A 19,547-nucleotide genomic window follows, 5' to 3' on the forward strand; every position below is an offset into this window, starting at 1 on the left:
ATGCGCCGGATTGTCGGGTTCAGCCTGAAATTCCGGGCGCTGGTGGTGGCCATCGCGGTGGGCATGATGGCGTTCGGGGGCGTCCAGCTCAGCACGGCTTCAGTGGACGTCTTTCCCGAATTCGCCCCGCCGAAGGTCGAAATCCAGACTATCTGCATCGGCCTGACCGCCTCCGAGGTGGAGCAGCTGGTGACCGTTCCGCTCGAAGATGCCCTGAACGGCGTTGAGCGGCTGGAGGACCTGCGGTCCAAATCGGTACCCCAGCTGTCTTCGATCGTGCTTATCTTCGCACCGGGCACGGACCTGCTCAAGGCCCGCCAGCTCGTCTCAGAACGGATAGCTACGGTCACCCCGACGCTGCCCACCTGGGCGGCGCCGCCGGTGATGCTGCAGCCGCTTTCATCCACGAGCCGGGTCATGAAAATCGGCCTGACCTCGGATGAACGCTCGCTGATCGAGATGTCCATGATCACGTACTGGAAAATCCGGGCACACCTGCTGCGGGTTCCCGGCGTGGCAAACGTTGCCATCTGGGGCGAACGCCTGCAGATGCTCCAGGTCCAGGCCATCCCGGAAAAGATGAAGGCCAAGGACGTCACCCTGAACGAGGTCATGGAAGTCACTGCCGATGCGCTGGATGCCGGTTTGCTGAAGTACTCGCCAGGTGCCGTCATAGGCACCGGCGGCTTCATCGGCACGCCGAACCAGCGGATCAGCGTCCAGCACGTGCTGCCCATCACCACCGCAAAGGACCTCGCGGAGGTGACCATTGAGCAGCGCAACGGCACACCCCTGAAGCTCGGCGACGTCGCCACAGTGGTGGAAGACCAGCAGCCGCTCATCGGTGACGCCGTCATCAACCAGGGTGACGGGCTGATGCTCATCGTCGAAAAGCTCCCCTGGGGCAACACCCTGGAAGTCACCAAGGGTGTCGAGGAAGCGCTGGCGCAGATGCAGCCCGGGCTCAGCGGCATCAACGTTGACACGGAAATTTTCCGGCCGGCCAGCTTCATCGAGGAGTCCCTGAACAACCTCAGCCGCGCGCTCCTGCTCGGCTGCATCCTCGTGGTGCTCGTGCTGGGAGCCTTCCTCTTCCAGTGGAGGACAGCACTCATCAGCCTGATCGCCATCCCGTTGTCGCTCGTGACGGCGGCGTCCGTCCTCTACCTCACCGGCACCACGGTGAACACCATGGTCCTGGCCGGGCTGGTGATTGCCGTCGGGGTCGTGGTCGATGATGCCATCATCGACATCGAGAACATCATCCGAAGACTCAGGCAGCACCGGGCACAGGGCGGAACCCGCTCCACCGCCTCGGTGGTCCTGGAGGCCTCGCTGGAAGTGCGCGGACCTATCATCTACGCCACGCTGATCATCATCGCCGCCGCGGTGCCGATCTTCTTCCTCCAGGGCCTGACGGGTGCTTTCTTCAGGCCGCTGGCCATCTCCTACACCCTGGCCGTGCTGGCCTCCATGCTGGTAGCACTGACCGTCACGCCGGCCCTTGCGCTGATCTTCATGCGCAAGGTCCCGCTCAAGGAACAGGAGCCGCCGCTGGTCCGTGTGCTCAAGCGGGGCTACCGCTGGATCCTGAGCAAGATGGTCCGGCGTCCGGTGGCAGGGTATGCGGCGTTCGGCGCCATGGCGGCGGTGGGCGCCCTGACTGCACCGCTGCTGGGCCAGTCGCTGCTGCCGGACTTCAAGGAGCGGGACTTCCTGATGCACTGGGTGACCCAGCCTGGTACGTCGGTGGAGGAGGAGTACCGCGTCAGCCAGAAGGCCTGCGCAGAACTCCTCACCATCAAGGGCGTACGGAACTGCGGCTCACACATCGGCCAGGCGTTCGCGGCCGACGAAGTGGTGGGGGTGAACTTCGGCGAAAACTGGATCAGCATCGACCCCGCCGCGGATTACAACACGACGCTCGCCAGCGTCAAGGAAGTCGTGGAAGGCTATCCCGGCATTCACCGCGACGTCCAGACGTATCTGAAGGAGAGAATCCGTGAGGTTCTCACGGGCGCCAGCAACGCCGTCGTCGTACGCCTATACGGCGATGACCTGGCGCTCCTGCGCAAGAAGGCAGCGGAAATCAAGGGCATCTTCAGCAGTACCGAGGGTGCGACGGATGTCCATACGGCGCTGCAGGTGGACGTGCCGCAGATCGAAGTCGAAGTTGACCTGGCAAAAGCCCAGAGCCTCGGGCTGAAGCCGGGCGACGTCAGGCGGGCCGCGGCGACGCTGGTGGCCGGTGAAGAAGTGGGCGACGTCTACCGGGGTGGCAAGGCCTACGACGTCCAGGTGTGGAGCCCCGTGGGTCTCCGCTCCGACATCACCAGCATCCGGAACCTTCCCATAGACACCCCCAGCGGGAAGCGGGTCCTGCTGTCCGATGTGGCAAGCGTCCAGCTCAGGCCGACACCGAACGTCATCGAGCGCGATGCCCATTCCAGGCGCATCGACATCGAGGCCAACGTGAAGGACGGTTCACTGGGCACGGTGGTGGCGGCGATGGAGGAAGGGCTCACCAAGGTGGAAATGCCTCCGGGTTTCCATACGGAAATCAAGGGAGAGTTCGCGGAGCGCCAGGAAGCGACCCGGACGCTGCTGACCCTCGCCATCGCGGCTCTTGCCGTGATTTACCTGCTCCTGCAGGTTGCCTTCGGGAGCTGGCGCCTGGCCACGCTGGTCATCCTCACCCTGCCGATCGCCCTCGTGGGCGGCGTGTTCGCCGCCTTCATGGGAGGCGGGGTGCTGTCACTGGGCTCGATTGTGGGCTTCCTGACCGTCATGGGCATCGCGGCACGCAACGGCATCCTGCTCGTCAACCACTGCCAGCACCTGGAGAGACACGAGGGGATGAAGTTTGGTCCCGAGCTGGTGCTGCGCGGTGCCGGGGAGCGGCTCTCGCCGATCCTGATGACCACCCTCGCGACGGGGCTGGCCCTCGTTCCGCTGGTGGTCCTTGGCAACATCCCGGGCCACGAGATCGAACATCCCATGGCGCTGGTCATCCTCGGCGGACTGGTGACGTCCACGTTGCTCAACCTCTTCGTGGTTCCGTCGCTCTACCTGAGGTTCGCCAGGCCGAAGGGGCGCCGCGACGAGGCACCGAAGGAGCCAGAGCTGGCCAATGCCTGACCTGAACCCGTGAGGATAATCAAGCCGTCCGCCGCCCACGCCCCGCCACACGCGGGAACGTGGGCGGCGGTGGCGCGGGTACGGAGTGGGGTTCCGCGCCTGACCGGCGGCGGCGCAGTTCGAGTGCCAGGCTTTCCTGCCCCCGCGCCATGGCCCAGCGGTGGTTGGCTGCGAACGCCGGCTTCAGCAGCCAGCTCAGGCGCCGGAGCAGCGGTTTGTGGGCGCTGACCTGCCAGTCGTACGTGACGACGGTTTCCGGGCCGTCCTGTTCGAAAACCCACCGGCCCGTTCCGTCGAGGTCGCCGGCAGCCCGGATCGTGAAGCCGCTGGTGGTGATCGGTGACGTGACGGTGAATGTCCAGCGGAGGGTATAGGGGAGCCATCCCTTGGTGAGCAGCCTGGCCATCCGCCCGACGCCGTTCTCCCCGCCCGGGTGGATGCGTTCCACCGCCAGATAGACCGAGGGCCACCAGTCCGGCAGGGTGGAGGGTTCGCCCAGGATGTCTGCCACTTCGTCCGGCGTTCCGGCCACACGCCACACAGTACGGAACACATAGTCGGTACTTCTGGTGCCGTGCGAATCCACCGTGGCCTCCTGCTGATTGCGCTCTGTAGTCCATTCAAGCGCTGTCCGCCCCTCGGCTCAATGCCCCCGTCTATATCCCTGGCTGGGCGGCCTGTACTGACTTAACACCCCGCCATAGACTGCTGACGTACGTCGCTCTCTAACGCAAGGAGAAGTCATGAACTACGCAGGGACCGGCAACGAGAAAGCTGTGGCGGCCACCGATCTCAACAGGACACACGTCGGGCTGACAGTCAGTTTCCAGCCCGACGACGCCACCCTGGTATTTGGCCGCATCGGCGCCATCGTGCGTAAGGACACTGGGGTGATCATCGCCCTGGACGGTGTGGATGGCACCGCAGGGCTGCAGACGAATTACAGCGTGTCCCCGACTCAGAAAGTGTACGTCCAGCCGGACATGCTGACCAACACCGAAACCACCATCAAGGATCTGTTTGGCAAGGTCCAGGAGAATCTGCGCGGCCACAAGGGAGACCAGCGGCCGGACGAAATGTAGGACCGGCCGCCCACCGCCGGAACGGGCAAGGCAGACGGGCAAAGCAATGGGTGGAAGTTAGACGAAAGGAACACTTCATGAAGAAAATCCTTATGGTACTGACCAGCGTTTCCGAGATCGGCGATACCGGAGAGAAGACCGGCTACAACGTGGCCGAAGCTGCACATCCCTGGAAGGTCTTCAAGGATTCCGGGCATTTCGTCGACTTTGCGTCCATCCAGGGCGGCCAGCCCCCGCGTGACGAGGTGGACTCAGCAGATCCCATCCAGGTCGCCTTCACCGAGGACGAGACCACGCGCGCCGGTCTCTACAACACTGCCCGCGTCGACGTCGTTGATCCCGCACAGTACGACGCCGTCTTCCTCGTGGGCGGCCACGGCACCATGTGGGACTTCCCGGACAGCGAAGGCTTGCAGAATCTGGTGGCCAGCGTCTACAACGCCGGCGGCTTGGTGGGCGCGGTCTGCCACGGACCGGCCGGCCTGCTGAAGGTGGAATTGGAGAACGGGTTCCGCCTCGTCGAGGGCAGGAAGGTTGCCGCCTTCACCAACGACGAGGAGGTTGCCGCAGGGAAGGACAAGGTCATCCCGTTCTTTTTGGCAGACCGACTTGAGGAACAGGGCGCCACCCATGTCTCCGCTGGTGTCTTTGAGGAAAAGGTCGTGGTCGACGACCGGCTGGTGACCGGCCAGAACCCGGCCTCAGCCGCCGGCGTGGCCAAGGAGATGGAGAAGCTCTTCGCAGAGGTCATCCACCAGGAAAAAGCCGAGGAACAGCACGAGACGGAGGCTCTGCGCGCCGGGAAGGACGCCGAGAAGAACGCCAAGAAGGCTGCTGCGGCAGGCACCGAGCACTAAAAGCCCGCAGCGCACTGATACTGGCGGCCGCCCCGACGACAGGGCGGCCGCCAGTCGCCGTACGTGCGCGCCGGCAACCACACAGTCCAACGCATCTGATTTTCCGCTGCGCTCAGTGCCTACGAGTACGTTCCAGACAAAGCGAAAGGCCCTGCTTCCCTTCGTTTACAAGGGAAGCAGGGCCTTTCTCATTGGCGGTGACGGTGGGATTTGAAACCTTTCCACCCCTACTGCTGGCGCGGAAAACCCCTAGAACTCGCGGATTCTCATCACGGTAAATCACCTGTTTTCACCGCACATGTGGGCAGGAGGTGGGCAAAATGTGGGCACTGCTGTTTACTCGGCTTTCCGCCTAATTGGAGAGGGCCTTTTCTACAGCCTTCATCGGCGCGAGCAGCCGGAGTGTGTTGGGGATCTGCTTCAGGCCAGGCTTTTGGTAGAAGGAGACGAGGCCCTCGTTCTCTGCGTCTACGGCAAACAACTGCACAGGGCTCCGTTTGTGGGCCTCGTATGCTTCCGCCATAGCCAGCCGCAGCAGTCGCTTACCGTGCCCCATGTCCTGCCACGGTTCTGCCACGCCCATCTGGCACAGCAATATGGCAATGGACTGACCTTCGGTGGAACCTGCCCGGAGCTGGCTGGTCATTCCCTCCGTCGCGACAATGATTGTTTTCAGCGCGAAGAAGGCGACGATCTCCTCGGCCTCATTGAGGCACAGGTGGGTTCCGACAAGCTTTCGGTTGGGCATGGCCTTGGTCTGGAACCACTCATCTACCGATTCAAGGCCGCAGCGAAACTCCGTGAGGTCGTGATCCGGGCACAGCTTTTCAACCTGATTCCAAGGGGGTGTCATTCAGGCCCAGAACGCTCGCATCTGGGCGGCAATAGCATCTTCGTCGAGGGCGTCGATGAAGCCCTCGGGAACGAGAGCAACAGAGTCGTGGAAGACCCGCTCGGCGGCCGGAACCTTGTGCCGGAAGTAGGCCCGCAGTTCGTCATCCGGAATGACGGTGCGGTACGAGCCGTCGTAGTTTTGCAGCCAAGGGTCCTGACGGTGTGTCAAATTGCGCAACTGCCCCGCAGAGTAGTCCTTGTATTTGTCCCATACTGACCTGAGGAAATGCTCAACGTCTTCGGGGACACCGGCTGTCTCAACCGCGGGGCTGACTTCGCGGGCAACAAGGATTTGATTGATGCTCATGTAGCGCTGGTACGTCTTGTACACGACTGGGCCGTGCTTGAACGCCTCGAGGTCTTCGTCGAACAACCTCTCATCGGTGGAGGCAAGGTAGTTGGCCTGGGCGAAGTAGAGGAGCTTCTGCAGCTTCAGCGGAGTTACGTCGGGTTCCTGGCGCGCCGCGTCCATGTCCAAGAAAAAGTTGGTGATGGCATCAACGCTCAGATGGTGACTGAATAAAACATTCGATTCGTTATGTACGTTCGTCATGTCCCCACTCCCCTCCGAGGTAACGAAAACGAGCCAACTTCACTTTTTCGTGAAGGGCTCGTATGAATTCTTTGTTGTCCACGTTGTTGTCCACAGGATTTCCCCACGTTTCCCACATGCACTGTACTTCAGTGTACATGTTTTGAGTGTGCGGGAGGGTGCGTGGAGGTGCGTGGAGGTGCGGCGTCGTGCGCAGGGCGGCCGCCCACAGGGGTGCCGCTGCGACTGGCAGAAAGTCAGTCGAAGGGATCCGGTTCTGATTCTTTCCACCACTCATCGGCGGCGTTCTTGCGCTGCCGGACCCATTCAACGAGGCGTTTGATGTCCTCCTCATGCAACATGATCCGGCGGTTGCTGAGCCTGGTATGGAACCCGGATTCACGCGCGTAGCGGCGTAGCTCGGTCTTGGTCATGCCCAACTCTGGCGCGACCTGCTCCGGCGTGCGGAATATAGGCACTACAGTTCCGCTGCTCACCAGTGGGGGACGTCTTCGGGCTTCGCGTAGTTGCCGATCTGGTGGACTCGCCATTCGCCGTACTCGGGGCGCCACACCATGGTGACAATGGCGGCCGCGGATATGATCTGGTCTCCTACGGCGTGAAAGCTGCCGCTGCCCCCGCGGAGGATCTTGAAGTAGGCGACGTCGTCGTCGCCCATAGCGCGGTCGGCGTTCGATCCGTATGCGCGCCGCCCGATGCTGGCCAGGAGTGCGGAGGCTTCGCTGAAGTCGCCCCATGATTCCAGCGATTCAGGCGTGACAAACCGGGCCAGGACATCGGCAAAGTTCTGGTATTCGTCGAGCGCGTCACAGAACATCATCCCGAGCGAAACGGGATTTTGCATGGACGCATCATCCTCAGGGAGATGGTTCCGCACGTCTTCCTCTGTTGACGGGCGGAACGCCTCTGCCGGCGGCTGGTCATCTGGGTGCTGGTTGTAGGCCATGGCTCCCAGCGTAGTGGCGAGCACTGACTAATTACTTCGCAACTACGTGCGCAGGGCCCCCATTCGGCGCGAAATCTCCATTGCCGCGGCTACGGGGTTGGTCTGCTCGTTGACCTGGATCGGCCGCTGGCTGCTGATGGCCGCCGTCAGGCGATCGATCTGCAGATCCAAGGATCCGCCGGCGCCAGTGGCTGCCTGCGCGGGAATGGAGTGGAGCTGGCCGTATCCGCCCGCCAAGGCCTTCGAGGGGGCTCCGTGCCCGTGTAGCTGCTCCCGGAACCGGTAGACGGCCTGCTGGCCGCCCATGGCGTCCACGTCCTGCGCGGTGAGGACGTGCTCGCCCTTGGCTCCGAGGAACAATTGGGAGTCGACGCCCTTGGGGCCAGGCGCCGTGTCCAGATCGCCGCCTCCCGCCCGCTTGATCGGCTTAGCGCCGAGAGCTGACCTGAGTGCGTTCTCCATGCCGAGGCCGATCTGCAGCATTGCCTTGCCGATCGCGCCCTGCTGCGACTCGATGCCCTTCACCACGGCCGCGGCGCCGTTCACGCCGCCCTTGAACATGGAGTCAGTGACGGCGTTCCCGGCAGCCAGTGAGGCACTGTCGATGGCGGTCATGGTCTTGTTCAAGTCCTTGACCTGCGCCGAGGAAGCCTGCAGGAGCGAGTCCGCGGCCTGCGTCCCGGCTGTGGTGCCGAGCCCGGCGACCTCTTGGAGGATGGCCCCGGAGAATCCCTTCTGCTGCAGCCGCTTGAGTTTCCCGGCGAAGCCCTGCACCTTGGCGAGGAACCCCTTGGCGTCGGCGATGGTGTTGGCCACCGCACCCGCACCGAACAGGCCCTGCCGCTGCACTGTCTTCCCGAGGCTGAACTCCCCGGACAACGCATTGGCAACCTGCCCCCGGACCTGTGTGAGGTCCGTGAGCTTCTGCTTCGCCGTGTCCAAGGATTTCCCGAGCGCATCCGACCTGGCATGCAACCGGCGGAGCGCTTCGTCACCCGCGTTGGCCCGGCCAATCAGAAACGCCCGCTGGCTGGGTACGTTGCCGCTGGTCGCTACCGTCCGGAGGCGGTCACTGAAGCTGTACGCCGACGACAGCGAGTCGTCCACAGTCCGGTAGTTCTGGCCGCGGGCATCATCGAGCCCCAAGCCCGTGAGCTGCTCCGAACGGTAGGCGGCTGACTTCCTCAGCTCAGCTGCCCGTCTCGTGGCCGCTGCCTGACGTTCCCTGTAGAGCCGGTTGGCGCGCGCGTTGGCGGACTCGCCAATGTGGCCGCCCGTGGCGAACTTGGGGATGTTGCCCATGTCCAGCAGTGCCCGGAATCGGTAGACCTCAGCCTGGCCGCCCATTTTCTGGACCTCGGCTGCCGTCAGGACGTGCTCACCGTTGGAGAGCCACGTCAGGACGTCATCAGACGTCCCCGAGCCGGGCCCGTGGATCGCGCCGCCGTCAGCGTGGAAGGTAGGTTTCGCGCCCTGCCTGCCGCCCGTGTTGTCGTGTACCGAGGCGGAGCTGGTAGACACGGTCTGGATGGTGTCCTCATGCGTGATGATGTAGACGTGTGACGTCTTGCCGTTCAGCTGGTCGGCCTTGGTACCTACGCCGTTCAGCTTGGCCATGGAGTCGGCGTAGTTCTGGATCGCCGTGTTGATGTTGGCGTTCTTGGGGATGCCCAACACCTTGCGGGCCATGGTGTCTGCCGCGCCGCCCGTGATGCCGAACTTGGCGTAGTTCGCGATCAGCGAGTCATAAGTGCCGTGCAGGTTCTTCTGCAGATCACTCTGAGACGCGCCGTTCTCAGCCATCGCCTTCGTGTTCGCGATGCCCGCTTGGGCCATCTCGTCCAGGGCCCGGCGGTTGGCCTTGCCGCCCTCGGTCGTGATGTCGAGCGTTGCCCCGTACTTGGCGATCGAGGCGTCCATCCCTTCGAGGGATTCCTGCCACTTGATCGACGCCTCATTGGCCGTGAGCTGCACCAGTCCCGCGGCAAACATGGCATCCAGCAGCTTCGCAAGGGAAGCCGTCGTGCCGTCCGCATTCAGGCCGATGTCCGCCAGTGCCTTGGCGTGCTCGGCATCAGCAACCGCCGCCGCCTCATCGGCGGCCGTCTTCTGTTCCGTGGCGGACTGTGCGGCCTGCATGCTGGCCGGGATCCTGCCTGCTGCCAGCATGAGGAGTTCGTTCGGCTGGAGGGCTACGCCTGCGGCCTGCCCCATGGCAAGCAGGGCGTCCTTGTAGCCGGGCATCTTATCCAGGGCGTCCTGCGCTGACTTGCCGTTGTTCTCGAATTCTTTGGACAGGAGGTTGAAGGTCTTCGCGGCGGACTCGGCGCCACCGTTGGAGGTGATGGTTCCCAGCGTTTCCCCGAGCTTCGAGAGCCTGTCGTCCAGCTGGCCGAGGTCGCTCTTCACGCCGATTATGCCCGTGAAGCCGTCGAAGAACTGGTTGACGTCCTTCTCCCAGCCATGGTTGCTGAGCCGTGCCACGGCATCGGCCATGCCGTTCACGTTCTGGACGCTGTCTTGGCCGAAGGCTTTGTCCAGCCCTTGGAATACCGAGTCGAGGTCTGAGGACTTCGCTGCCTTGCCGGCGCTGGAGACTTTGAGGACGGCGTTTGCGTACTCCTCGGCAGACTTGCTCTTCTTCTCGGTGAAGATGCTGCCCAGGATCTGGAGGCCAGCGAAGGCGATCGCGACGCCGCCGGCGGCTTTGGTGATCTTGCCAAGCGTTCCGGGGATCCTGGAGCCTGCTGTGCCGAGGTTACGGAAGGCGGATACTGTCTCGATTGCGGCCGGTACCACCTTGAGGAAGGCGCCTCCGAGAAGTGCGCTGCCACCGACGACGCCAGCCAAGGTGACGCCGAGGCCCAGCAGCTGCGGGTTCATCTTGCCCAGGGAGTCGATAAAGTCCTCAGCGGTCTGTACCACGCCGCGGAGTGCCTGTGCCGCTCCGCTGCCGCCCTGAATCAGGACGGTGTCGAATGAGCCGCCGAGCTTTTCGAGGTCCCCGGCGAGGTTGTCCTGCTTGATGGAGGCTGTGACAGCGGCGTAGCCGGAGTCGTTTACCTTGTTCGTCCAGTCCTGTATGCCCTTCGCGCCCTGCTCATACAGGACGTTGGCGGCACGGACGGCGTCAGAACCGAAAATGATCTTCTCGGACGCGGCGCGCTGCTCAACGGTGAGGCCCTTCATGGAGGTCTGGAGGACGCCGGCGAACTTGGACAGCCCGATGAAGTTGCCCTGCGAGTCGTAGGCTGAGATGCCGAGGCGCTCCATCTCCTCTTTCGCCTCTTTCGAGGACGGGGTGAGGGACTGGAGCATCGTCTTGAAGGAAGTGCCAGCGTCAGAACCGACCAAACCTGCGGAGGCGAATGCTGCCAGGCCGCCCGTCGTCTCCTCGATTGAGAGGCCGGTAGCCGCCGCCACCAGGCCACCCTGCTTCAGGGCCATGCCCATGTCCTCGACGGAGCCCTGCGCCTTGCCCGCGCCGGCCGCCAGAAGGTCGGCCACGTGGGGCAGGTCAGATCCCTGCAGCTTGAACTGTGTCATAGCGGTCGCTGCCAGTTCGGCGGCGTCAGCCACGGCGAGGGAACCCGCGGCGGCCAGCGACAGGGCACCGTTGAGGCCGCCGTTGAGGATGTCCTTTGTTGTGACGCCAGCTTTGGACAGTTCGGTGATGGCGTCAGCTGCCTCCTTAGCCGAGTAGGACGTGTCAGCGCCTGCTTTGATTGCCGCTTCGCGCAGCTGGTCCATGTCCCCCGCTGAGGCGTGCGTTGCCGCCTTCACCTCGGACATGGCCTTATCGAACTCGGCGAACTTGGCGATGGCCAAGCCGACGCCGGCCACGGCCGCGCCGCCGAAGGCTAGCAGGGACGTGCCAGCTGTGGACCAAGCCTTTTCGTGGGTGTGCGCCGACTGGACGAGGCGGCCCATGCCAGTGGTGGCCTGTTCACCTGCGGCGCCAGCTGCGCGGCCCGTGCGGGCGGCCGATTCGGCTGCCTGGTCCATCTGGCGGCGAAAGTCGCCGATCTCGGCTCTGAGCCGGACTACTACGCTTCTCTCGGACATATTTCTCCCTGGGTATTTGAAAGAGTTCGAAACATCCAAGGGTTTTGTATACATATTCTATCAAGTGCAAAACCCGGAACCTCGAAAGTTTTGAACCCTCCGCGGACTTTTTTCATCTCACCGGCGGTGGTGTTTAGATGGCCCCGCCATGGGACGTGTCCCCAGGGGTGTCCACGGCAATGGACGGCCCCTGCCGCCTCGTGAATCATGGATGGGTACGCGCTCAGTGCGTACCCATGGGGTCAGTACTACTGACGTCACCAGCCCAAGTCGCTGAAGTCGTTGGGGCGGAAGCTTCTGTCGAGGACAGCCGCCCACACGTCAGGGGATGCCCGCCGACCGTACGTCACGCCGGGCGGCACTCGCACCCGGAAGCAGATCCCACCCTTGAACCATGCCCGGACCACGCCTCGAGGCGCCTGGATGGTCTGTTGCAGCACCCGGTTCGGGGCAGCGTCCGCCGGAGCCGCTGGGAGGCTCCGTGCGGCCCTCCTACTGCTGGCCATCGCTGATCCTCCATCCCAGCGCCGCCATCGCCTTCGGGGTGAGCCCCAGCGCCTCCCCAGCGTGGCGGCATTCCTGCGCTACCCACGCCGAACCGTCACCGGCCAACAGCCTTGTCTCGTACTGCACCAGCAGGGCCACAGTGCCGCGGTAGGAGTCGTCCCACTGTGTGGCCTGGGGAGACTCCCACAGCTCCGTCCAGCGGGCCTGCTCCACCTCATCCCAGTCACGGGACCTAGGCAGTTCCGGGACAGGCAGCGTGCACCCCTCCGCGGGTAGCTCCACAAGAGCTGCCCGGATGGCCGCCGCCTGCGGCCGGTATGCCCTCGAATTAGGCTTCGTCATGTTCCTCTGAGTGCCCATTCACGGGCCTCCTTTCGTCGTCAGATTGAGGTTGAGCGGTTGGCAAACCTCCTACTCCCCTCACCGTCGGTGTTTGGTTTCGCGCGCCTTGGCCTCCCCTCCCCCTTCGGGTGGTGGTGCACAGGCCGGGCCCTGAGGCGGACCCGGTCCCGTGCCGAGAGAGCCGCCGGCTACTTCTGCTTGGCTGCCTGCCCGAACCGTCGTCGTGCTTCGGCTATGCCTACTGCTGCGCCGCCGCGGGTGTCGGTAGTAGCGACCCCCTTTTCGTCGCTTTCGGTTGTGTCTTGGCCGAATCGCTTACGTGCCTCTGCTTTGCCCTTGTCCCATGCGCTGAGCGTCTCTGTCTCGGTGGTGTCGTCCATGGCCTATGCGTCCTGCTCGGCGTGTGCTGCTCGTGCTGTGGCTTCTGCTGCCTTGACTGCAGCAGCGAGCTCGGCTTCGGTGGGTACCCAAGGCTGGGCGTCAGGGTTGTCGAGGATCCAGGCGTGCATCTCTACGGGGTCGGGCTGGCCGTCGCCCATCGTGGGCCATGGTGCGGTGAGCTGTTCGTTGCCCCAGCGTGCCGAGGTGCGGCGCTGAAGGAATGTTGGGTCAAGCTCTGCGTAGTTCTCGAGTGTGCCGAAGGTGGATAGCCGCTGGATGTTTTCAAGGGACCCGAGCCGGCCGATGATGTCTGACTGCGCAGTTCGTATCTGGAAGACGGTGGTGCGGTGCTTGAGCATCTCCGCCCATTCGTCTGCTTTGCCCTCCTCGATGGCGTGCTCTGCGTCGTGGATGCCCCGCAAGCCCAGTTTGCGGGACTTGGCGTAGGCGTCCTGCAGTGTGTCGTTCAGGTGCCGGAGCAGTCTGTCCTTTCCTGTTCGGATGATGTTGTCCAGTTCGATGCCGAGCAGCTTCTCGGCCGCGTCCATGAGCGCGACGGCGGCTGCGGCTTTGCGGGCCTGGTCGGTCGCGTCGGCGGCTTCGGATGTGCTGGTTTCGACCGTGGCGGCTACGTTGCCTGAGGGCGATTCCAGCAGCAGAGCTTCCGCTAGCCCTGAGGCTATGGCGGCGAGGCTAGCTTCGGCGTCCTGCTGTGCGCGGGCAGCCGCGGCATGTAGCGCTTTGAGCCCGTTCACTGCGGCTACATGGGCGTCGTAGCCGGGGAGGGATGCGAGGGCGGCGCGGAGCGGGGCTGAGGGGTTGAGGAATCTGGGGGCTGAGGGGATGTAAGTCATGGTTTGTCCTAGCGGTTGTTGTCGGAAGGCTGGTGTTTGTGGTCCTGCATGCGTTGGGCGTCGAGTATGTTCGGGGATGCGAGGCCGCGTTCGACCAGTTCCCGCGCGAGCTTGCCGCCGCTTTGGATTGGTTCTGGTCTGTTGCGTGGCTGGCGTTTGGTCCAGCCGATGTCATGCTTCTGCTTTCCCATTGGGGTCCTTCTTTGGTTGGTGGTGGGCTTCTAGTCGGTCGGCTATGTCGTGTAGGAGGTCGGCCATTTTTCGGGCTTCTGCTGGGTTGAGGTGGGCTTTGATTTCGTTGCCTCTGAATATCCCGACTCCGGGTGTGATGGTCCCGTCTGCGTCTCGCCATTGCCAGGGCTGAAGTCTGACGAATGGGCGCTTGCGAGTCGTCAAGTTGGTGTCACTCATTGGTGTCTCCTGGTTCGTAGATTGCGAGGCGGCTTTCTGCTTCGAGGGCCCGCGCCTGCCACTTTCGGAACAGCTCGTGTTCTTGGAGGGCTTTGGCTTTGAAGATCTCGCAGAGGTCGAGGAGGTCCTGGCGTGAGAGATTCGTCGTCATGATGCTCTCCGCTCATTGGCGGGAAAGAGTTTTTCCAGCGCGGCCAGCTGCCGGGAGCGTTCATCTTCGAGTGAGAAATTTCCATCCAATGCGGCTTCTTCTTCTCGCGCGCGCGTTGGTTCCCTAGTTACGTAACTGGGCTGAATTGTTGTTCCTCCTTGTGTCTCCTCTTGTATTCCTCCCTGTGGTTCCTCAGTTCTCCTAGGGGGCAACGGATCGTTGGGGCTGTTCCCAATGAATCGTTGGGGCAGGTGGGGCAACGATTCGTTGGGGTATGGGGCAACGTTTTGTTGGGGCAGGTGGGGCAACGATTCGTTGGGGCTCTTGGGTGATTCGCGAGAGTGTCGCGAGCCCTCGCGCGCGACTTGAGACCAAGAGACTCCTCGGCCGCTGCCACTCCTGCCGTCGTCTGCGGCGACGAAGGTGAACTCAGAGTCGAGCGCCAGGGCGTATTCTGCCCGGACTCCCTGCCGTGCCTGTCCGCTCGAAACAACGGCGCCAGCTTTCACCAGCGCCGCGAGTGTTTTCCTGAATACCTCAGAGGCACTGGCCCGCTTCCCCTGAGGGTCGAGTCCCAGTGCCTCTGCTACGGCCACCCATCCGCCGAAGTAGACTGGCGGCTTGTCTGCATCGAGAGCGGTGTTTGCCATGAACGCCAAGGCTCTTGCCTCCTTGTGCCCAAGGTGTCGCCAGTGGGCGAATACCTTTGCGACGTTCTGTGCTCCCATGCGGCGGATTCCGTTCGTGTTCGGGGGCTCAGGCGGGCGAGCCGAAGATGAGCTTGGCGAGGGTGGCCGGCCCTGCCAGGGCGAGGTACAGGAGGCAGGTTGCGAGGATCCAGAACGCTGCTTGCGCTGTCTGCTGGATCGCCCGGCGCTTCATTCGGTGGCTCCGAGGGCGCGGGCCGCTGCTTCGAGATCCAAGGCGAGCTGCAGCGCGGCGGCCGGTGTCAGCTCGGCATAGTTTGGTGCCCGGTGGTCCGCCATCCAGAGCTCTAAGCTGTGGCGGTTGGTGCTGCCGTCCCAGACCGGCTGGATGATCCAGCGCTGTTTAACGATGTCCGCACCGATCCAGCGGTTCTGCGATCCGTGAGCCAGGGTGTAGCCGGCGGGCGGCATCGGGATGGGGCCGAGCAGCTCCAGCAGGTCCGTCGCCGTGATGCCTAGCGCTTCAGCCATGTCTCCGAGCTCTCGCACCGTGGCGGGGGCCTTGATAGTCTTGTTCACAGGGATCTCCTACTTAGTGGTCGGTGGTTTCTTGGGCCGTGACGGACTTTGGCGAGGCGTCACGGTCTTTTTCTGTCTTCAGGGAGACCTTGCACGCCTTGGCCGGCGTGGTCCCCTGGGCCTTGTATGGGTTGATCGCGGCAACCGCGGCGTCATTCAGCGGGCCCTGATGGTCAACGCCTCGCCAGAATCCGAGCTCAAACGCGGCCGCCAGGTCAGCCTCTGTGTAAACCTTGCTCACGCTGGCACCCGCTCGCCGGTCTGCTGGCGGGTCTGAGCATCCAGCCAGGCGCTCACTTCAGAGGCCCTGTAACGGATACTCCTGCCTCCCAGCTTGATGAACTTGGGGCCCTTGCCCATGTAGCGCATCTGAGCCAGTGCCCCTGGGGTGGTCCCCAACCATTCGGCTACGGATTCCGCTTTCAGGACTTTGTCCGCTTCCATCCTGACCTCCATTTATCTCTAGGCGACTTTCATCTTTTGAATGTCTACATGCATAGTAATCACATGCTTTGCCGTCCGTCAACAATGGGAGGTGTGCTTTCATCTTTTGTATGTCACCATTGGGGCATGGCAGGAAAGAAGATGGACCTTGGACCTACCGGCGGTACCGTCGCCGGCAATCTCACGCGGCTAAGGGAGGATGCCGGGCTGACCTACACGGAAGTGTCGCGGCTGCTCGCAGAAGTTGGCCGTGATGTTTCTCCGCTCGGCGTTCGGCGAATTGAGGACGGCACGCGTCGGGTAGACGTTGATGACCTAATGGCCCTGTCTGTGGCACTCAATGTGAATCCGAACGCACTGTTGCTGCCAAGCTACGCCGGTGATGCTGAGGCGGGCCATGACGTCACGGGCATGCCGATCGAGACGACGGGCACGGACCTGTGGGCATGGGCGGACGGGTGGCAGGCGCTGCCAATTCACCGGGCGGACGCCCCTGAGCTGGACCCGCAGGCAGTCGGCATGGAGCTCGGGCGGCAAATGTACGCCAAGCGGGCAGCACTGGAGGGGCGCGGGTTCCTGGACAGGGTGCGGCCCAGTGGCGAATCGAGTACGGCCAGGACATTCCTGGCAGCAGTGAGTAAAGCCGTTGAAGATGTTCGGCCAGGTCGGTGGGTGTCTCTGTGGTTCCACAGTAACGAGTGCGGCCCCAAGGCCTCGCGGGTGACTGCGTATCCGGAGGGCGGCTGGAGCGATGTCTCCAAGTACTTCGATCGGATCAAGGCAGAGCTTGCCGGCATTGTTGATTCTGAGCTGGCCCGCCCGTTCATCAAGGACATTTCGGTGAATCGAGAGAGCCATGGCAACGATTGAGCCTTACGACACGAAGGCAGGCCGGCGTTACCGCGTCCGCTACCGGAAGCCGGACCGCACGCCAACGGATAAACGTGGCTTTCGGACCAAGCGTGACGCCGAGCTGTTCAAGGCGAGCGTTGAGGTATCTAAGGCACGCGGGGAGTTCATCGATGACACGGCATCTAAGGCGCTGATTGGTCCGCTGGGCGCTGCGTGGCTGGCTCGCCAAACCCATCTGAAGCCGTCGGCGTACCGGCCGCTCGAATCAGCCTGGAGAATCCACGTGCTGCCCGCATGGGGGAGTGTGGCTGTGGCCGACGTCCGGAAAACGGCTGTTCAGCAATGGGTGTCCGAACTGACGCTAGGAGATCCGGACGCGACACCGGCCCGGAAGCCTAAAGGGGCCACGCTGGTCATCCGGGCCTATGGAATACTGGCCGCCATCCTGGACGATGCGGTGAGCGATAGGCGGACACTGAGCAATCCCGCCCGTGGCGTATCGCTTCCCCGGAAGGTGAAGAAACCGCATGTGTATCTCAGCCATGATCAGGTGCACGAGATGGCGGCCGCGAGCAAGTACCCGGGGCTGGTCCTAGTGCTGGCCTACTGCGGCATCCGCTGGGGCGAGGCAACCGCGCTGAAGGTCAAGCACCTAGACATGCTGCGCCGCAGGCTAATGATCGAAGAGAATGCCGTCCAGGTGGGCTCTGTAATCCACGTCGGGACACCGAAGAACCATAAGAAACGGACTGTGCCCTTCCCGCGGTTCCTGGCGAAGCAGCTGGCGCACCAATGCGAGGGCAAGGGCCGGGATGACCTGGTGTTCCCAGATGAGAACGGGCACTATCTGCGCGCTGCCCGGGTGCACGAGGACAACATGAGCTGGTTTGCCTACGCAATAAAGCGGGCCGGCGTCCCTCGGATCACGCCGCACGACCTGAGGCACTCGGCCGCGAGCTTCGCCGTGTCGGCTGGCGCCAACGTCAAGGTAGTGCAAAAGATGCTGGGCCACAGCTCCGCGGCCATGACACTGGACACGTACGCGGACCTCTTTGACGGGGACCTGGACTCAGTTTCAGACGCTCTAGATAACGCCGTCTCACTGGCAAGTGTGGGCAAAAAGTGGGCAAACACCTGATTCGGAGCAAAGCGAAAGGCCCTGCTTCCCTTTGTTTACAAGGGAACCAGGGCCTTTCTCAGTGGCGGTGACGGTGGGATTTGAACCCACGTTGGCTTTGACACCAAACAACATTTCGAGTGTTGCACCTTCGGCCGCTCGGACACGTCACCAACCTGTATAGGGTACCGGAGCAAGGCCTCCATCCCCAAAACGGCACTCTGCAGCGGTCCGCCAGGTGGGCCACGCCGGGCCTCCTCTTCCCCGGAAACGCGGCCGGGCACTAGATTCATAAGCAAGATGACTACTTCCCAGCAGACCGCACAAGCGACCTCATATTGGACCACCGGCCCGGACCAGGGTGAGCTCCGCACCGAGGAGCTTCGCCGTCCTGGCCCCGATGAGGCTATGGTCCGAACCCTGTATTCGGGCATCAGCAAGGGCACCGAACTCGTGGTGCACCGTGCCGCTGTTCCGCCCTGTGTGGCGGAGCAGATGCGCGCCCCGTACCAGGAGGGTTCCTTCCCCTCGCCGGTGAAGTTCGGATACCTCTCCGTGGGAGTCGTGGAGGAGGGCCCGGAGAGCTGGGTCGGGCAGGCGGTGTTCTGCCTCCACCCGCACCAGGACCGGTACGTTGTTCCGGTTTCCGCGCTGACCCGTGTTCCCGACGCCGTCCCTCCCCGCCGGGCGGTGCTCACCGGCACCGTGGAAACCGCCGTCAACGCGCTGTGGGAGGCCGGGCCGAGGCTGGGCGACCGCATCGCGGTGATCGGCGCGGGACTGGTGGGGGGCATGGTGGCCACGCTGCTCCGCACGTTCCCCTTGGCGAGGCTCCAGCTTGTGGACCTGGACCCGGCGCGCAAGGAGCTCGCCGATGCCCTGGGCGTGGACTTTGCCCACCCCGACGACGCCCTGCCGGACTGCGACATCGTCTTCCACTGCTCGGCCTCGGAGGGCGGCCTGGAACGCAGCCTCAAGCTCGTGGGCGACGAAGGCGAGATCATCGAGATGTCCTGGTACGCGGACCGCAAAGTCACCCTCCCACTGGGGGAGGACTTCCACGCCCGCCGGCTGTCCATCCGTGCGAGCCAGGTGGGAGCCGTTGCGCGGGCCCGCCGCCACCGCCGCACCACCGCCGACCGGCTGGACCTTGCCGTGTCGCTGCTGGAGGACCCTGTCTTTGATGCCTTCCTGACCGGCGCCTCAGCATTCAGGGAGCTGCCCGAGGTCGTCCAGCGGCTCTCGGACGGCAGCCTGGATGCGCTGTGCCACGTCATTGACTACTCACGCAAGTACCCGTCAACCGAAACGAAGAGGTAACCAGTGTTCAGCCTGACCGTCCGACGCCATTTCATGATCGCCCACAGCCTTCCCCGGGAGGCGTTCGGGCCCGCCCAGGCCCTGCACGGGGCAACCTTCGTGGCGGAGGTGACCTTCCGTCGTCGTTCGCTCAACGACGACGCCATCGTCCTGGACATCGGCGCCGCGGGCGGGATCATCGAAGAGGTCCTCGCGGGACTCAACTACCGCAACCTGGACGACCACCCGGACTTCGCCGGCAAACTGAGCACCACGGAGGCACTGGCCCAGTACATCGCCGAGGCCGTGGCGGATCAGCTGCGGGACGACACCGACGGCCGCGAGCTGTCCGGCCTGGACGTCACGCTGCGGGAAAACCCGGACGCCTGGGCCTCCTTCGCCCTCGACCTGTCCCGCGGCTAGCTGCA

General features: G+C 63.6%; 23 protein-coding genes and 1 tRNA gene. 7 read left to right on the plus strand and 17 right to left on the minus strand.

The window, feature by feature from the left end:
- Complete coding sequence (locus tag AC1DDG_RS04785; protein WP_476875127.1) at positions 1-3,138, plus strand: efflux RND transporter permease subunit; 3,138 nt, start codon at positions 1-3, stop codon at positions 3,136-3,138.
- Positions 3,139-3,157: 19 nt separating this feature from the next.
- On the opposite strand, the gene AC1DDG_RS04790 is transcribed toward AC1DDG_RS04785, so the two are convergent.
- Positions 3,158-3,724, minus strand: coding sequence for an SRPBCC family protein (locus AC1DDG_RS04790; protein WP_230118792.1), 567 nt, complete (start codon positions 3,722-3,724; stop codon positions 3,158-3,160).
- A 157-nt stretch (positions 3,725-3,881) separates the two neighbouring features.
- On the opposite strand from AC1DDG_RS04790, the gene AC1DDG_RS04795 reads away from it, so the two are divergent.
- Positions 3,882-4,220 (plus strand): hypothetical protein, encoded by a 339-nt coding sequence (locus AC1DDG_RS04795; RefSeq protein WP_230118793.1) that lies wholly within the window; start codon positions 3,882-3,884, stop codon positions 4,218-4,220.
- 77 nt (positions 4,221-4,297) lie between these two features.
- Positions 4,298-5,077 (plus strand): type 1 glutamine amidotransferase domain-containing protein, encoded by a 780-nt coding sequence (locus AC1DDG_RS04800; RefSeq protein WP_230118794.1) that lies wholly within the window; start codon positions 4,298-4,300, stop codon positions 5,075-5,077.
- A 352-nt stretch (positions 5,078-5,429) separates the two neighbouring features.
- Here AC1DDG_RS04800 and AC1DDG_RS04805 read toward each other — a convergent pair whose 3' ends face one another.
- The 15 genes from AC1DDG_RS04805 to AC1DDG_RS04875 form a co-directional block, all read right to left on the minus strand.
- Positions 5,430-5,825, minus strand: a complete 396-nt coding sequence (locus tag AC1DDG_RS04805) for a GNAT family N-acetyltransferase (protein WP_476875128.1) — start codon at positions 5,823-5,825, stop codon at positions 5,430-5,432.
- A gap of 105 nt (positions 5,826-5,930) precedes the next feature.
- Positions 5,931-6,524 carry a Panacea domain-containing protein gene (locus AC1DDG_RS04810; protein WP_476875129.1) on the minus strand — a complete coding sequence of 198 codons (594 nt, stop codon included), beginning with the start codon at positions 6,522-6,524 and terminating at the stop codon, positions 5,931-5,933.
- 236 nt (positions 6,525-6,760) lie between these two features.
- Positions 6,761-6,937, minus strand: coding sequence for a hypothetical protein (locus AC1DDG_RS04815; RefSeq protein WP_476875130.1), 177 nt, complete (start codon positions 6,935-6,937; stop codon positions 6,761-6,763).
- Between the two features lie 59 nt (positions 6,938-6,996).
- Positions 6,997-7,494, minus strand: coding sequence for a hypothetical protein (locus tag AC1DDG_RS04820; RefSeq protein ID WP_476875131.1), 498 nt, complete (start codon positions 7,492-7,494; stop codon positions 6,997-6,999).
- 18 nt (positions 7,495-7,512) lie between these two features.
- Positions 7,513-11,535: a phage tail tape measure protein gene (locus tag AC1DDG_RS04825; RefSeq protein ID WP_476875132.1), complete on the minus strand. Its 4,023-nt coding sequence runs from the start codon at positions 11,533-11,535 to the stop codon at positions 7,513-7,515.
- Positions 11,536-12,027: 492 nt separating this feature from the next.
- On the minus strand, positions 12,028-12,402 hold the full coding sequence (locus tag AC1DDG_RS04830) for a phage terminase small subunit (protein WP_476875133.1): 375 nt from the start codon (positions 12,400-12,402) through the stop codon (positions 12,028-12,030).
- A 170-nt stretch (positions 12,403-12,572) separates the two neighbouring features.
- Positions 12,573-12,764 carry a hypothetical protein gene (locus AC1DDG_RS04835; protein ID WP_476875134.1) on the minus strand — a complete coding sequence of 64 codons (192 nt, stop codon included), beginning with the start codon at positions 12,762-12,764 and terminating at the stop codon, positions 12,573-12,575.
- 3 nt (positions 12,765-12,767) lie between these two features.
- A complete protein-coding gene (locus AC1DDG_RS04840) occupies positions 12,768-13,619 on the minus strand; it encodes a hypothetical protein (protein WP_476875135.1) in 852 nt (283 codons plus the stop codon).
- Between the two features lie 8 nt (positions 13,620-13,627).
- The gene (locus AC1DDG_RS04845; RefSeq protein WP_476875136.1) at positions 13,628-13,810 is read right to left on the minus strand and encodes a hypothetical protein; all 183 of its coding nucleotides are present in this window, start codon (positions 13,808-13,810) and stop codon (positions 13,628-13,630) included.
- A gap of 212 nt (positions 13,811-14,022) precedes the next feature.
- Entirely contained in the window at positions 14,023-14,181 is a 159-nt protein-coding gene (locus AC1DDG_RS04850; RefSeq protein ID WP_476875137.1) for a hypothetical protein, read from the minus strand.
- Positions 14,178-14,909 (minus strand): hypothetical protein, encoded by a 732-nt coding sequence (locus AC1DDG_RS04855; RefSeq protein WP_476875138.1) that lies wholly within the window; start codon positions 14,907-14,909, stop codon positions 14,178-14,180. The genes AC1DDG_RS04850 and AC1DDG_RS04855 overlap by 4 nt, the downstream gene beginning before the upstream one ends.
- Before the next feature lie 28 nt (positions 14,910-14,937).
- Complete coding sequence (locus AC1DDG_RS04860) at positions 14,938-15,063, minus strand: hypothetical protein (RefSeq protein ID WP_476875139.1); 126 nt, start codon at positions 15,061-15,063, stop codon at positions 14,938-14,940.
- Positions 15,060-15,407: a hypothetical protein gene (locus tag AC1DDG_RS04865; protein WP_476875140.1), complete on the minus strand. Its 348-nt coding sequence runs from the start codon at positions 15,405-15,407 to the stop codon at positions 15,060-15,062. The genes AC1DDG_RS04860 and AC1DDG_RS04865 overlap by 4 nt, the downstream gene beginning before the upstream one ends.
- 13 nt (positions 15,408-15,420) lie before the next feature.
- Positions 15,421-15,648 carry a hypothetical protein gene (locus tag AC1DDG_RS04870; protein ID WP_476875141.1) on the minus strand — a complete coding sequence of 76 codons (228 nt, stop codon included), beginning with the start codon at positions 15,646-15,648 and terminating at the stop codon, positions 15,421-15,423.
- Positions 15,645-15,851 carry a helix-turn-helix transcriptional regulator gene (locus AC1DDG_RS04875; protein ID WP_476875142.1) on the minus strand — a complete coding sequence of 69 codons (207 nt, stop codon included), beginning with the start codon at positions 15,849-15,851 and terminating at the stop codon, positions 15,645-15,647. Before AC1DDG_RS04875 ends, AC1DDG_RS04870 begins: the two co-directional genes overlap by 4 nt.
- Before the next feature lie 126 nt (positions 15,852-15,977).
- On the opposite strand from AC1DDG_RS04875, the gene AC1DDG_RS04880 reads away from it, so the two are divergent.
- Positions 15,978-16,721, plus strand: coding sequence for a helix-turn-helix domain-containing protein (locus tag AC1DDG_RS04880; RefSeq protein WP_476875143.1), 744 nt, complete (start codon positions 15,978-15,980; stop codon positions 16,719-16,721).
- Complete coding sequence (locus AC1DDG_RS04885; protein WP_476875144.1) at positions 16,708-17,841, plus strand: tyrosine-type recombinase/integrase; 1,134 nt, start codon at positions 16,708-16,710, stop codon at positions 17,839-17,841. Before AC1DDG_RS04880 ends, AC1DDG_RS04885 begins: the two co-directional genes overlap by 14 nt.
- 62 nt (positions 17,842-17,903) lie before the next feature.
- Here AC1DDG_RS04885 and AC1DDG_RS04890 read toward each other — a convergent pair.
- Positions 17,904-17,993, minus strand: a tRNA-Ser gene (locus AC1DDG_RS04890).
- Between the two features lie 127 nt (positions 17,994-18,120).
- On the opposite strand from AC1DDG_RS04890, the gene AC1DDG_RS04895 reads away from it, so the two are divergent.
- A complete protein-coding gene (locus AC1DDG_RS04895; RefSeq protein WP_230120179.1) occupies positions 18,121-19,140 on the plus strand; it encodes a zinc-dependent alcohol dehydrogenase in 1,020 nt (339 codons plus the stop codon).
- Between the two features lie 3 nt (positions 19,141-19,143).
- Positions 19,144-19,542, plus strand: coding sequence for a 6-pyruvoyl trahydropterin synthase family protein (locus AC1DDG_RS04900; protein ID WP_230120180.1), 399 nt, complete (start codon positions 19,144-19,146; stop codon positions 19,540-19,542).
- Positions 19,543-19,547 lie beyond the last annotated feature (5 nt).

Source organism: Arthrobacter sp. 10L430 (assembly GCF_056395245.1).

Bases quoted from the DNA above. Each gene is read 5' to 3' on its own strand.
- AC1DDG_RS04785 (WP_476875127.1), top strand. From the start codon at position 1: ATGCGCCGGATTGTCGGGTTCAGCCTGAAATTCCGGGCGCTGGTGGTG.
- AC1DDG_RS04795 (WP_230118793.1), top strand. From the start codon at position 3,882: ATGAACTACGCAGGGACCGGCAACGAGAAAGCTGTGGCGGCCACCGAT.
- AC1DDG_RS04800 (WP_230118794.1), top strand. From the start codon at position 4,298: ATGAAGAAAATCCTTATGGTACTGACCAGCGTTTCCGAGATCGGCGAT.
- AC1DDG_RS04805 (WP_476875128.1), bottom strand. From the start codon at position 5,825: ATGCCCAACCGAAAGCTTGTCGGAACCCACCTGTGCCTCAATGAGGCC.
- AC1DDG_RS04810 (WP_476875129.1), bottom strand. From the start codon at position 6,524: ATGACGAACGTACATAACGAATCGAATGTTTTATTCAGTCACCATCTG.
- AC1DDG_RS04815 (WP_476875130.1), bottom strand. From the start codon at position 6,937: ATGACCAAGACCGAGCTACGCCGCTACGCGCGTGAATCCGGGTTCCAT.
- AC1DDG_RS04825 (WP_476875132.1), bottom strand. From the start codon at position 11,535: ATGTCCGAGAGAAGCGTAGTAGTCCGGCTCAGAGCCGAGATCGGCGAC.
- AC1DDG_RS04830 (WP_476875133.1), bottom strand. From the start codon at position 12,402: ATGGGCACTCAGAGGAACATGACGAAGCCTAATTCGAGGGCATACCGG.
- AC1DDG_RS04835 (WP_476875134.1), bottom strand. From the start codon at position 12,764: ATGGACGACACCACCGAGACAGAGACGCTCAGCGCATGGGACAAGGGC.
- AC1DDG_RS04840 (WP_476875135.1), bottom strand. From the start codon at position 13,619: ATGACTTACATCCCCTCAGCCCCCAGATTCCTCAACCCCTCAGCCCCG.
- AC1DDG_RS04845 (WP_476875136.1), bottom strand. From the start codon at position 13,810: ATGGGAAAGCAGAAGCATGACATCGGCTGGACCAAACGCCAGCCACGC.
- AC1DDG_RS04850 (WP_476875137.1), bottom strand. From the start codon at position 14,181: ATGACGACGAATCTCTCACGCCAGGACCTCCTCGACCTCTGCGAGATC.
- AC1DDG_RS04855 (WP_476875138.1), bottom strand. From the start codon at position 14,909: ATGGGAGCACAGAACGTCGCAAAGGTATTCGCCCACTGGCGACACCTT.
- AC1DDG_RS04860 (WP_476875139.1), bottom strand. From the start codon at position 15,063: ATGAAGCGCCGGGCGATCCAGCAGACAGCGCAAGCAGCGTTCTGGATC.
- AC1DDG_RS04875 (WP_476875142.1), bottom strand. From the start codon at position 15,851: ATGGAAGCGGACAAAGTCCTGAAAGCGGAATCCGTAGCCGAATGGTTG.
- AC1DDG_RS04880 (WP_476875143.1), top strand. From the start codon at position 15,978: ATGGCAGGAAAGAAGATGGACCTTGGACCTACCGGCGGTACCGTCGCC.
- AC1DDG_RS04885 (WP_476875144.1), top strand. From the start codon at position 16,708: ATGGCAACGATTGAGCCTTACGACACGAAGGCAGGCCGGCGTTACCGC.
- AC1DDG_RS04895 (WP_230120179.1), top strand. From the start codon at position 18,121: ATGACTACTTCCCAGCAGACCGCACAAGCGACCTCATATTGGACCACC.